This is a genomic window from Cupriavidus sp. H19C3 (assembly GCF_049393815.1).
GTDB lineage: Bacteria > Pseudomonadota > Gammaproteobacteria > Burkholderiales > Burkholderiaceae > Cupriavidus.
On record NZ_CP184985.1, the window covers coordinates 2,167,964 to 2,180,497 of the forward strand.

Annotated in this window: 9 protein-coding genes; 5 read left to right on the forward strand and 4 right to left on the reverse strand. The window is 66.3% G+C overall.

The genetic code is table 11. From position 1 onward, the window contains the following. Positions 1–74 precede the first annotated feature (74 nt). From DFLDMN_RS10090 to purN, 3 genes are read right to left on the reverse strand one after another with little or no spacing between them, the layout of a single operon-like run. Entirely contained in the window at positions 75–1,463 is a 1,389-nt protein-coding gene (locus DFLDMN_RS10090) for a mechanosensitive ion channel family protein (RefSeq protein ID WP_423194835.1), read from the reverse strand. Positions 1,464–1,467: 4 nt separating this feature from the next. Further along, entirely contained in the window at positions 1,468–2,859 is a 1,392-nt protein-coding gene (locus tag DFLDMN_RS10095) for an RsmB/NOP family class I SAM-dependent RNA methyltransferase (protein ID WP_423198371.1), read from the reverse strand. A 2-nt stretch (positions 2,860–2,861) separates the two neighbouring features. After that, a complete protein-coding gene (gene purN, locus DFLDMN_RS10100; RefSeq protein WP_423194836.1) occupies positions 2,862–3,527 on the reverse strand; it encodes a phosphoribosylglycinamide formyltransferase in 666 nt (221 codons plus the stop codon). A gap of 238 nt (positions 3,528–3,765) precedes the next feature. Between purN and DFLDMN_RS10105 the strand changes: the two genes are divergently transcribed. Continuing rightward, complete coding sequence (locus DFLDMN_RS10105) at positions 3,766–4,425, forward strand: response regulator (RefSeq protein ID WP_423194837.1); 660 nt, start codon at positions 3,766–3,768, stop codon at positions 4,423–4,425. 102 nt (positions 4,426–4,527) lie between these two features. Here the strand turns inward: DFLDMN_RS10105 and DFLDMN_RS10110 are convergent, their stop codons facing one another. After that, the gene (locus DFLDMN_RS10110; RefSeq protein ID WP_423194838.1) at positions 4,528–6,318 is read right to left on the reverse strand and encodes an ATP-binding protein; all 1,791 of its coding nucleotides are present in this window, start codon (positions 6,316–6,318) and stop codon (positions 4,528–4,530) included. 320 nt (positions 6,319–6,638) lie between these two features. Here DFLDMN_RS10110 and DFLDMN_RS10115 point away from each other — a divergent pair, with 320 nt between their 5' ends. The 4 genes from DFLDMN_RS10115 (at position 6,639) to coaBC (ending at position 12,487) form a co-directional block, all read left to right on the forward strand. Beyond that, positions 6,639–7,655, forward strand: coding sequence for a bifunctional riboflavin kinase/FAD synthetase (locus tag DFLDMN_RS10115; RefSeq protein WP_423194839.1), 1,017 nt, complete (start codon positions 6,639–6,641; stop codon positions 7,653–7,655). Between the two features lie 126 nt (positions 7,656–7,781). After that, the gene (ileS, locus tag DFLDMN_RS10120) at positions 7,782–10,661 is read left to right on the forward strand and encodes an isoleucine--tRNA ligase (protein ID WP_423194840.1); all 2,880 of its coding nucleotides are present in this window, start codon (positions 7,782–7,784) and stop codon (positions 10,659–10,661) included. Further along, complete coding sequence (lspA, locus tag DFLDMN_RS10125; protein ID WP_423194841.1) at positions 10,661–11,188, forward strand: signal peptidase II; 528 nt, start codon at positions 10,661–10,663, stop codon at positions 11,186–11,188. The genes ileS and lspA overlap by 1 nt, the downstream gene beginning before the upstream one ends. Positions 11,189–11,287: 99 nt before the next feature. After that, on the forward strand, positions 11,288–12,487 hold the full coding sequence (coaBC, locus tag DFLDMN_RS10130; RefSeq protein WP_423194842.1) for a bifunctional phosphopantothenoylcysteine decarboxylase/phosphopantothenate--cysteine ligase CoaBC: 1,200 nt from the start codon (positions 11,288–11,290) through the stop codon (positions 12,485–12,487). Positions 12,488–12,534: the final 47 nt, after the last annotated feature.

Here is a 12,534-nt window from a genome sequence, read left to right on the forward strand (position 1 = left end):
AATCTGGCGGTTGTCTGGCGTGAGGTGTGGCGGTGCTGCGGCCCGCGACAAGCGACCCGCGACAAGCCATCATTCTACCGGATCGCAGCAGGCGGGACATCCGCTTTTTCCCCGACTTTGAGAGCCCTGTCGGGGGATGGTTCCGCGAGTGACGCTGGCAGCGCCCGAATCTCGCGCTGCGGGTACGGAATCGAAATGCCGTGGTCGCGGAAAACCCGCCAGATGGCGCGGTTCATTGCCGATTGCACGCCCAGCTTGCCGTTCTGCGGATCGGCGATATTGACCGCCACTTCGTATTCGATGCCGCTTTCGGCAAACGATACCAGGAACGCCGACGGTCTGGGCTCGGCCAGCACACGTGGCAGTTCCCGCACACAGCTCTCGAGCAGGCCAAGCACCATTTCGGGGTCCGCCGCATAGTCGGCCTGCACCCGCGTGGCCACGCGCACATTGGTATTCGAGAACGAGTGGTTCTGCACCGGCTGCGCCACCAGTTGCTCGTTCGGCACCAGCGTCTCGCCATCGCCGTTGCGCACCACGGTGTAGCGCGTGCGGATCTGCGCGACGATACCGGTGTACTTGTCCACCGTGATCTGGTCGCCGAGTTTGACCGAGCGGTCCAGCAGGATGATGAAGCCAGAAATATAGTTGCTGGCGATCTTTTGCAGCCCCAGACCGAGACCGACCCCCAGCGCGCCGCCGAACACCGACAGCACGGTGAGGTCGATGCCCACCAGCGACAGGCTCAGCAGGAGGGACACGAGCAGCAGCAATGCCTTGGCGATGCGGGTCAGCACCACCTTGAGGCTGGTGTCGATGCTGGTCGCGCCCATCAGGCGCTCTTCGAGCCACGAGCCGAACCACATCGCCACCAGCACCGTCAGCAGGATCCAGACCACTGCCAGCAGCGTATCGGCAAGCGTGACATCCTGCTTGCCGCCCACTGAGAAGCGTACCGCCTGCATCCACGCCACCACGTCCCAGAACAGCCCCAGCACGTAAAGCGCCATGGCAAGCCATACGACCGTGGTCAGCACCTTTTCCACCAGCACCAGCATGCCGTGCAGCTGCCCGTTGGCGGACAGCACGCGGCGCAGGATGTAAAAGGCGAAATACAGGAACATGATGCCGAACAACGGCACCAGCGCCAGCCGCAGCACGCTGACCGAGAGGAACGGTTCCAGCGCGAAGCGGGCACCGAGCACCAGCAGCCAGCCGAACAGCGGGAACATGGCCCGCTCCAGGCTGGTGGCGGCAAAGCGCAGCGCAAAGCTCGACGAGGCGTGGCGCTCGTCGAGCCGCTTCACCACATTGCGGGCCAGCAGCCACGCTACCGCGAGACAGCCGCCCAGTACCGCCAGTTGCCAGAAGAAGGCATGGCCGCCGGCATCGCGGAAGAGATCGTCCAGCATCTTGCCAAACGCGGGATGCGAGCGTGCAGGCTCGCCGGCGGGCTCGGCCATGGCGTCAGCGGGTCCGCTCCAGCACCGCCGCGAAGAAGCCGTCAGTGTGATGAATATGCGGATATAGCGCCAACATGCCGCTATCGGCAGGCAACGACGGGACTTCGATCTTTTGCTCCGCGAGCACCTCCTGCACCGGCACAAGGCGGAAATTGTCGTGGTTGGCGAGGAAATCGCGCACGATGGCTTCGTTTTCGGCTTCCAGCACGCTGCAGGTCGCATAGACCACCCGTCCGCCCCCTTTCACCAGACGGGCCGCCGAATCGAGAATCGCGCGCTGCTTGGCGGTCAGCTCCAGCACCGACTCGGGCGTCTGGCGCCATTTGAGGTCGGGGTTACGCCGCAAGGTGCCCAGGCCGCTGCACGGAGCATCGACCAGCACGCGATCGATCTTGCCGGCCAGACGCTTGATCTTGGCGTCACGTTCGGAGTCGATCAGCACCGGATGCACGTTGGACAGACCACTCCGCGCCAGCCGCGGCTTGAGGTTGGCCAGACGCTTCTCGGAGACGTCGAAGGCGTACAGGCGCCCGGTCGAGCGCATCGCCACGCCCAGCGCCAGCGTCTTGCCGCCGGCGCCGGCGCAAAAGTCCACCACCATCTCGCCGCGACGCGGCGCCACCAGGTGACACAGCAACTGGCTGCCCTCGTCCTGTACCTCCACGCCGCCGTTGATAAACAGCGGCAACTGGTTGAGCGCGGGCTTGCCGGCCAGGCGGATCCCCGCCGGAGCCATCGGGGTCGGGGCGGCCTTGATGCCGGCCGCCTCAAGCTCGGCCAGCGCCTGTTCCCGTGACACCTTGCCGAGGTTGGCACGCAGGTCGAGCGGTGCCGGGCGCAGCCAGGCGTCGCCCAGCTCGGCGGTGAAGGCCTCGCCGTGGCGCGCCAGCAGATCGTCGTAGAGCCACTCCGGCAGGTTGGTGCGCACGCGCGGGGCCAGGCTCGCGCGCTCGATCGTGGTCAGGCGGTCGAGCCAGGTGGCTTCGTCGGGATACAGAAACGGCGTGAGCGCATCGCGGCCGAGCGTGGCGGCGAGGCCGAGCAGGGCCAGCCGGCGCGTTGCCGCGCCCGTACCACTTTCGGCAAATTGACCAAATTCGACACGACGGCGCAATATTGCAAAAATGGCTTCCGCGATGATGCCGCGCTCGCGATGACCGAGCTTGCTGTTTTCGCGGAAGTAGTGGCTGACCACGGCATCGGCCGGCCGCGCAAACAGCAGGACCTTGCCGAGCAGGCGGTCGATGTGCTGCAGATGGAACGCCTGCAGGCCGCTGTGGCTGCGCGCGGAAGCGCCATCGGCACCAGCGGCGGCTGGTTTGCGGATCGGACTGGACTTGCCTTTGCTGCGCGAACGCTGGCGGTTGTCCTGGGGTGTTGCGGGATTACGACTCATTGTCATGATGGATTGCCTGCCGCGACTGGGCCTTGGGATAAAGCCAGCAGCCATTGCGGCTCGGCCGGTTGAACGTGTACGACGCCGTCCCGCACATGCAGGCGGTCTTCGACGAACCAGCGCACTGCGCGCGGGTAGATGATGTGCTCGCTGTCCAGCAGACGCGTCGCAAGCGACTCTGGCGTATCATTCTGCAGGACATCGAGTGCCGCTTGCATCACGATTGGGCCGTGATCGAGCTCCGGCGTGACGAAATGTACCGTCGCACCGTGCAGCTTGACCCCGGCATCGAGCGCCTGGCGGTGCGTGTCAAGACCGGGAAAACTGGGCAGTAACGACGGATGGATATTCAGCATGCGACCCGCATAATGCTCGACAAAAGCCGGCGTGAGAATACGCATGAAGCCAGCCAATACCACGAGATCGGGCTGCCATGCATCAATCGCCGCGCGCATGGCGGTATCGAATGCGGTGCGGTCGGGATAATGCTGATGGTTGACTACGATGGTGGGGATACCATGCTCGGCGGCAAATTGCAGGCCGGTGGCATCGGGGCGATTGGACAGCACGCCCGCCACGCGCGCGGGCCACTGCTCGGCGGCGCAGGCGCGGACGATGGCTTCCATATTGGTGCCACGCCCCGATATCAGGATCACAATATTTTTCATCGCGCAATTCTACCAAGCGATTGCGCAAACTCCCGCAAAGCGAGCAGATCAGGCGCTTAATTCACGGGAAACATGCATGAGCTGGCGTTTTGGCACGCCGGGGTGCCTGCAATTTACCCCGTGCGACGGATTGTGACGCCTCACTCGCTCTGTTAGAGTGGTCGCTACGTCCACGCGCCCCCTATGCCAAGGCGAGGTGACAACAAGGACGAGGCTGGGAAATTAGACGGGAATACGCATGTCGAACACTGCACCGACTTTGTTGGTGGTCGATGATCATCCTATGGCCCTCTCAGGCACTACCGCGTTTCTCGCGGAAGTCATGCCGGACGTAGCGGTACACGCCGCCGGCAGTGCCAAGGAAGCGCTCAATACGCTGCAACAGGGGTTACGCCCCGATATCGTGCTGCTCGATATCTGGCTAAACGACGGCACGGGCTTCGATGCCATGCAGACGTTCAAGACGGTGATTCCCGGAGCGCGATTCATCTTCATGTCGGCCGAGGCCACGCCGGAGATCGTGGGACGCGCGCGTGCGCTGTCCGCATGCGGCTTTGTCGGCAAGCACCTCGATGCCAACGCATTCACGGCCGCGGTGCGCAAGGTCCTGGCCGGCGATACCAGCTTTCCTTCCGACGAGGCCCTCAACGGCCGTGCCCAGTCGTTCGGCCCGGCCCACGGGATTCCCGTCACGCCCGCCGAGCTCGGCCTGACGCCGCGCCAGGGCTCGGTCCTGGCGTTGGTGCTGGAAGGCTTGCCGAACAAGGTCATCGCGCGCAAGCTCGGCCTGACCGAGAACACGGTCAAGGAACACGTCTCCGCCATCCTGCAACGCCTGGGTGTGCGTACGCGCATGCAGGTGATGTCGCGGATGGAGCGGTTCCGTCTGCGGCAGTAACGTCGCGGTCGCCCGGGCGCGGTCACTGCGCCGCCCGCGCGACGTGGGCGCCATCAGCCTCCCGCTACGTTACCCGCCGCCCCCCTCATTACCCGCCCCCCCTCAGGCAGCATGCAGCCAGCGCCGTAGCAGCATGCGCAGCGCCGCCGGGTCTACCGGCTTCGGCAACACGAAGTATCCCGCCTCTTCCGCGGCCGCCAGCGCGGCCGATTTCAGATCGCCGGTCAGCAGCGCGCTACGCGCCTGCGGCTGCGTGGTCTGCCAGCGTTCCAGCAGATCCAGCCCGTTTTCGCTTCCCGGCAGGCGCAGGTCGCAGAAAATGATGTCCGGCTTGAGCCCCTTCTGGAACAGCGCATCGGCTTCCGCGCCATGCGCGGCGCAGGCCACGCGAATGCCCCATGCCTCCATCAGCGCGATCCAGGCCTTGCGGATCTGGTTGTCGTCGTCCACCACCAGCACCGTGCCGCGCATGCGGTCCGGTTTGGCATCCTCGGCCCGCGCGTTGGCGCGCATGGCGCGGATGCTGGCGATCGACTCGGCCGGCGCCGGCGCCAGCGCGAACCAGAACACCGATCCCTTGCCCGGCACCGAACGCACGCCATAGGTACCGCGCATCAGGCGCACGCATTCCTTGAAGATCGCCAGGCCGAGGCCGAGTCCCTGGGAGGGATCGCGCTGGGGGTTATGGACCTGGTAATACGGCGAAAAGATATCGGGCAGATGCTCGGGCGTGATGCCCGCCCCGGTATCCCATACCTCGAGCCGGATATGCTTGCGGCGCTGGCGCGCCGTCACCAATATGCCGCCGCGCCTGGTGTAACGCAGCGCGTTCTGCACGAGGTTGAACAGCGCCCGGCGCAGCAGCACGGGCTCGGCCATCGCAAAGATCTCGTCGGGTACGCGCGGGTTGAGCGAGAGCCCGCTCTCGCGCGCGTCGGCCGCGAACTGGCTCATCACGTCGTGGATCAGTGCGTTCAGGTCGCAGGGTTCCAGCGTCGGCAGGACCTTGCGGCCTTCGAGCTTGGACAGGTCCAGCAGCGACCGGAACAGCAGATCGATGGTCTGCGTACCTGCCGCGACCTGTTCCACCAGCGGATGCAGCGAACTCGACTGGTTGCGCGCGCGCAACGCCTCCACCAGCATCACGAGCGCGTGCACAGGCTGGCGCAGGTCATGGCTCGCCGCGGCCAGGAAGCGCGACTTCTCCTCGCTGGCATGGAGCGCCCGCTCCTTTTCCTCCTGGAACTGCTTGGCCAGGCGGCGGGTGTCGCTTTCCACCTGGATCGCGCGCACCAGCGTGTGCTGCAGGTTCAGCACGTGGCGCGCCAGCATCAGCGCGTAGATGGCCAGCAGTAACTGGACATAGCCGCCGTGCCCCGGAAAGGCGAACTCCGCCAGCAGCACGTTGGGCACCAGGATGGGTACACCCGCGAAGACGAGGTTGGACGGCACCGGCGATTGCGAGGTGGCGCCGCCGGCCAGCACCCCAAGGGTCAGCAGGTAGAGCACGCTCGAGAACACCACCGAATGCGCATACAGGTGCAGCAGCGCCGAACTGCCCCACGTCACGCCGGTGACGAACGCGATCAGGCGCATGTTGTTCCACCACTTGCGCGTATGGGCGGAGCGGCTCAGCTTGCCGCTGTCGCGCTTGTAGCCGAAGTAGAACCAGCTGGCGCCGACCGTCAGGCCGAGCATGACGGCGCACCAGACCAGCAGCGCGACATGGTCGGCCTCATGCCAGAACGCCGCCGTGGTCAGGGCCGGCAGGATCAGCGAGGCGGCGATGGCCGTCGGCGAGACCCGGTGGACCGTGGCCAGCAGCCTGGCGCGCGTTTCGGTATCGAGCGGCGGTCCGGGTGGGGGCAGAAACTTGTTGAGCAGCGCGTTCAAAAGGGGAGCCCTGGCATCTGACGCGATTCACCGCCGCCGCGCACCCTGCCCCGCCAGATCGACAAAATCGACAGGATCGACAAGGCGCGCCGCTGGCTTCAAGTGTCGCGCGATTGGTATTCCGAGTGGCGCATATCATGCCGGCTTTTGCGCGCCGACGCCACGGCCGCGGCGGCACGATGGCGCACAAATGCCCCGGTTGTGGGCCGCGCGCCGCGCGCAGGCGGGCAACCGCCCGCCCAGGTCGCCACCAAATGGGGCAGGACGGGGCATTCGCCTTATAATGCCCCTTTTTCCCGAATCGCTTTTTCGCCGTCCTCGTGAAAGTCTTCCGCGGCTTGCCCAATGCCGAAAGCCGGGCGCCCTGCGCGCTCACCATCGGCAATTTCGACGGTGTGCACCGCGGCCACCAGTCGCTGCTCGCGCGCGCGCGCGCCGCGGCGGACGCGCGCGGCCTGCCGCTGTGCGTGATGACCTTCGAGCCGCACCCGCGCGAGTTCTTCACGCCGGACCGTGCGCCGACCCGTATCGCGCTGCTGCGCGACAAGCTCGACGCGCTGCGCCGCAACGGAGTGGACCGCGTCGTGGTGGAGCACTTCAACGCCCATTTTGCCGCCCAGTCGCCGCAGGCCTTCGTCGAGAACGTGCTCTGGCACGGTCTGCACGCGCGCTGGGTGCTGGTGGGCGACGATTTCCGCTTTGGCGCGCGCCGTGCCGGCGACGTGGAGTACCTGCGCGAGGCCGGCCGCCGCTTCGGCTTCGACGTCGAGCAGATGGGCTCGGTCTCGGAAGGCGGGGTGCGCATTTCCAGCTCGGCGGTACGCCAGGCGCTGGAGGAAGGCGACCTCGAACACGCGCGCCGGCTGCTTGGCCACGGCTATGCCATCAGCGGCCACGTGATCCACGGCCGCAAGCTGGGGCGCGATCTCGGATATCCCACGCTGAACCTGCGCATTTCGCACAAGCGCCCGGCCGTCAATGGCATTTTCGTGGTGCAGGTGCACGGGCTGGCCGAGCAGCCGCTGCCCGGCGTGGCGAGCATCGGCGTGCGGCCTACCATCGAGGACGCCGGGCGCGTACTGCTGGAGGTGCATCTGTTCGACTTCAGCGGCGACCTGTACGGCAAGCTGGTGCGCGTGGAGTTCATGAAGAAGCTGCGCGACGAGGCCCGCTTCGACAGCCTGGACGCGCTGACGGCCGCCATCGCCAAGGACAGCGCCGATGCGCGCGCGTTCTTCGGCCTGACCGCGCCCGACGCACCGGGCGGCGGCACTGCCCCGGACGCGCAGAGCCGCCGCCGCGACTTTGCCACTTCCGCCACGGACCGAATTAGGTAGCGGCGCCGGTACCGCCTGAGCGGTACCGGTGGCCCGCTTTCCGCCTGCTACCGCCCCTTACACCCAATGGATCGCGCGCGGCGATCCCAGTACCCGCCGCGCCCCACGAATCGCCCGAGAATCGACATGTCCGACGACAAACGCGCCAAGCCCGAGAAAAGCAAGTATCCGGTCAACCTGCTGGATACGCCCTTCCCCATGCGGGGGGACCTGCCCAAGCGCGAGCCGCTGTGGGTCAGGCAATGGCAGGAAAAGCAGCTGTACAAGAAGATCCGGGCAGCCCGCAAGGGCGCCCGGAAGTTCGTGCTCCATGACGGCCCGCCGTATGCCAATGGCGACATCCATATCGGCCACGCGGTCAACAAGGTCCTCAAGGACATGATCGTCAAGGCGCGCGGCCTGAGCGGGCTCGACGCGGTCTATGTCCCCGGCTGGGACTGCCATGGCATGCCGATCGAGATCCAGATCGAAAAGCAGTTCGGCAAGGGCCTGCCCGTGCAGGAAGTCCAGTCGAAGGCGCGCGCCTACGCGACCGAGCAGATTGCGCGCCAGCGCAAGGACTTCGAGCGGCTCGGCGTGCTCGGCGACTGGGCCAATCCGTACCTGACCATGAACTTCAGCAACGAGGCGGACGAACTGCGCGCGCTCGGCAAGATCATGGAGAAGGGCTATGTGTTCCGCGGCCTCAAGCCCGTGAACTGGTGTTTCGACTGCGGTTCGGCGCTGGCCGAGGCCGAGGTCGAGTACAAGGACAAGACCGATCTCTCGATCGACGTCGGCTTTCCGTTTGCCGAGACCGACAGGCTGGCCCATGCCTTCCACGTGCCCGTGGCGCAGCTCGAGGGCAAGCCGGGCTGGATCGTGATCTGGACCACCACGCCGTGGACGATCCCGTCCAACCAGGCGCTCAACGTGCATCCCGAAGTCGAATACGCGCTCGTCGACACGCCGCGCGGCTTCCTGATCCTGGCCACGGAACGCGTCGAGGAGCAATTGAAGACTTATGCGCTCGAAGGCAAGGTGGTGGCCACCGCGCGCGGCGATGCGCTGTCGGAGATCCGCTTCCACCATCCGCTCGCCAGGATGGACGCTGGTTACGACCGCCTGTCGCCGATCTACCTGGGTGACTACGTGACCACGGACACCGGCTCGGGCATCGTGCACTCGGCGCCGGCCTACGGCGTGGAAGACTTCCAGTCGTGCAAGGCCCACGGCATGCGCGACGAGGACATCATCAGCCCGGTCATGGGCGATGGCGTCTATGCCAGCACGCTGCCGCTGTTCGGCGGCCTGTCGATCTGGGACGCCAACCCGAAAATCGTGGCAACGCTGGAAGCGTCCGGCAACCTGTTCAATTCGCACCGGTACGAGCACAGCTACATGCACTGCTGGCGCCACAAGACGCCGATCATCTACCGCGCCACCTCGCAATGGTTTGCCGGCATGGATGTGGTGCCCGCCAACGAGGGGCCGACGCTGCGCGAGACCGCGCTGGCCGGCATCGAGGCGACCGAGTTCTACCCGTCGTGGGGCAAGCAGCGCCTGCACAATATGATCGCGCACCGTCCCGACTGGACGCTCTCGCGACAGCGCCAATGGGGCGTGCCGATGGCGTTCTTCGTTCACAAGGAAACCGGGGCGCTGCATCCGCGCACGCCCGAGTTGCTGGAGGAAGTGGCGAAGCGCGTCGAGCAGCATGGCATCGAGGCCTGGCAGGCGCTCGATCCGAAAGAGCTGCTCGGTGACGAGGCCGCACTGTACGAAAAGAATCGCGACACGCTCGACGTGTGGTTCGACTCCGGCACCACGCACTGGACCGTGATCCGCGGCTCGCATCGCGAGGACCTCTACGATCCGTCCGCCGACGAGGCCGACGGGCGCCTTGCGGACCTGTACCTGGAAGGGTCCGACCAGCACCGCGGCTGGTTCCATTCGTCGTTGCTGACCGCCTCGATGCTCTACGGCAAGCCGCCTTACAAGGCGCTGCTGACGCACGGCTTCACTGTCGACGGCGAAGGCCGCAAGATGTCGAAATCGGTCGGCAACACGGTCTCGCCGCAGGACATCGCCAACAAGATGGGTGCCGAGATCATCCGCCTGTGGGTGGCATCGACCGACTATTCGGGCGAACTGTCGATCTCCGACGAGATCCTCAAGCGTGTGGTGGAGGGCTACCGCCGCATCCGCAACACGCTCCGCTTCCTGCTTGCCAACCTCGCCGACTACGATCACGCCGCACACGCGCTGCCGGCGAGCGAATGGCTGGAGATCGACCGCTACGCGGTGGCACTGACCGAGCGCCTGCAGAAGGAAGTGCTGTCGCACTACCAGGCCTACGAGTTCCACCCGGTGGTGGCCAAGCTGCAGACGTTCTGCTCGGAAGACCTTGGCGGCTTCTACCTCGACGTGCTCAAGGACCGCCTGTACACCACGGCGGCCGACTCGCGCGCGCGTCGCGGCGCCCAGAATGCGCTCTACCACATCACCCAGGCCATGCTGCACTGGATGGCGCCGTTCCTGTCGTTCACGGCCGAGGAAGCGTGGCAGGTGTTTGCGCACGGCACCGAGCACCAGGACACCATCTTCACCAGCACGTACTACACGGTGCCGGCCATCGACAATGCCGACGACCTGCTGCAGAAGTGGCACGAGATCCGCAGCGTGCGCGCCGAGGTAACGAAGCAGCTGGAGGCCGTACGCGTGGAAGGCGAGATCGGTTCGTCGCTGCAGGCGGAAGTCACCATCGCCGCCGGCGGCCCGGTGCTGGCCGCGCTGCAGAGCCTCGACGACGACCTCAGGTTCGTCCTGCTGACCTCGGCCGCGCGCGTCACGGCGGCGCCCGAAGGCGGCGATCTGCTGGTCACGGTCACGCCGTCCGCGCACGCCAAGTGCGAGCGCTGCTGGCACTACCGTGCCGACGTGGGCCACAATCCCGCTCATCCCACCCTTTGCGGCCGCTGCGACAGCAACCTGTTCGGCGCCGGCGAACACAGGAGCCACGCCTGATGGCATCGTCCACGACGCGCACCTCGCGCCCCGCGCGCCGCGCCAAGGCCGCCAGCAGCACCACTCCGCTGCTCTGGATGGCCTTTGCGGTGCTGGTGGTGATCCTCGACCAGTTCTTCAAGATCGTGATCAGCCGGACCTTCCAGTACGGCGAATCGCGGCCTGTCACGAGCTTCTTCAACCTCGTGCTGGTCTACAACAAGGGCGCCGCATTCAGCTTCCTGGCCGATGCCGGCGGCTGGCAGCGCTGGTTCTTCACGCTACTGGCCGTGCTGGTCGCCGGTTTTATCGTATGGCTGCTGTATCGCCATAACGGGCAGAAGATGTTTTGCCTGGCCATCTCGCTGATCCTTGGCGGGGCGATCGGCAACGTGATCGACCGGGTGCTCCACGGCCATGTGATCGATTTCCTGGATTTCCACCTGCGCAACACGCATTTTCCGGCCTTCAACGTGGCCGACTGCGCGATCACGGTGGGCGCGGTCCTGCTGATCGTGGACGAACTGCGCCGCGTGCGCCGACATTGAAGCAAGACACCGCGCGCGGAAGGGTTGGGGAGGCGTGCCCGGGCGCCCGTCGCGCCGCGGCGGTATGATGCGCCATCCCCCTTCCAGAAGAGCTTTTCCATGGATCTGCGCGGCAAGCATATCGTCCTCGGCCTGTCCGGCGGCATCGCCTGCTACAAGTCGGCCGAACTGGTCCGGCTGCTGACCAAGGCCGGCGCCACCGTCCAGGTGGCCATGACCGAGGCGGCAACGCACTTCATCACGCCGGTGACCATGCAGGCGCTGTCCGGGCGCCCGGTCTACCTGTCCCAATGGGACGCCCGCGTGGACAACAACATGGCGCACATCGACCTCTCGCGCGAGGCCGATGCCATCCTCATCGCGCCGGCCTCCACCGACCTCATGGCCAGGCTTGCCCATGGCCTCTGCGACGACCTGCTTACCACGTTGTGCATCGCACGCGACTGCCCATTGCTGCTGGCGCCCGCGATGAACCGCCAGATGTGGGCGGCGCCCGCCACGCAACGCAACGCGGCCCAGCTGCGCGCCGATGGCGTGGCGATCCTGGGCCCGGGCAGCGGCGACCAAGCCTGTGGCGAGATCGGCGATGGGCGCATGCTCGAACCCGAGGAGATCGTCGAGGACCTGATCGCGTTCTTCCAGCCCAAGCCGTTGCAGGGCAAGCGCGTGCTGATCACAGCCGGGCCGACCTTCGAAGCCATCGATCCGGTGCGAGGCATCACCAATCTCTCGTCGGGCAAGATGGGCTTCTCGATCGCGCGCGCGGCACGCGAGGCCGGCGCCGAAGTCCTGCTGGTGGCGGGCCCCACGGCGCTGCCGACGCCGCGCGGCGTGGCGCGGACCGACGTACGCAGCGCACAGCAGATGCACGATGCGGTACTGGCTCAGCTGCGCGATATCGACGTCTTCGTGGCGGTGGCCGCGGTGGCCGACTGGCGGCCGGCCGAAGTCGCGGACCAGAAGCTCAAGAAAGCCAACGACACCGATACGCCGACGCTCCGCTTCGTGCAGAATCCGGACATCCTGGCCACGGTGGCGGCGCGTGCGGACGCCCCCTACTGCGTCGGCTTTGCCGCCGAGAGCGAAAACCTCGCGCAGTATGGCGAGCAGAAACGCCAGCGCAAGGGCGTGCCGCTGCTGGTGGGCAATATCGGCCACCACACGTTCGGCATGGACGACAACGAGATCGTGCTGTTCGATGCGGCCGGCATGACCCGGCTGCCACGCGCCGACAAGCTGTCGCTGGCGCGCCAGCTGGTTGCCGCCATCGCCACGCGTCTGCCGCGCGCACTGCCTTGACCCCCGCATCATTCGCCGGAAATCCGCATGACCACGCCCCCGTATGG